The 233-nt window shown below is 31.3% G+C and carries 1 pseudogene; it reads left to right on the top strand.

The window, feature by feature from the left end:
- Window positions 1-174 (top strand): annotated as a pseudogene (locus tag SCA31_RS25665) (tRNA (N(6)-L-threonylcarbamoyladenosine(37)-C(2))-methylthiotransferase MtaB); the annotation flags it as partial.
- Window positions 175-233 lie beyond the last annotated feature (59 nt).

Below are 233 nucleotides of genomic sequence, written 5' to 3'. Positions count from 1 at the left end.
CATGAGAATAAAGACGGAAAAATGTACGGCTTCACAGAAAACTATGTGAGGGTTCAAAAAGAATTTGATCAGGCCTCCGTTAATCAAATAGAATTTCTGAATTTAGAAAAAATCCTGTCAGATGGCACAGTTTCTGTGCAATCTTCTTACGAAAGTTTTTTAGCAAAAGCATAGTCTCTTTGCAAAATTTCAACTAAATTTATTTTAACTTTTAAATACTACATTCTTATGAG

It is taken from the genome of Chryseobacterium sp. SIMBA_028, assembly GCF_046535285.1.
Classification (GTDB): domain Bacteria; phylum Bacteroidota; class Bacteroidia; order Flavobacteriales; family Weeksellaceae; genus Chryseobacterium.
The sequence above is the reverse complement of the archived record's forward strand: the minus strand, read 5'-3'. Positions and strand labels throughout refer to the sequence as shown.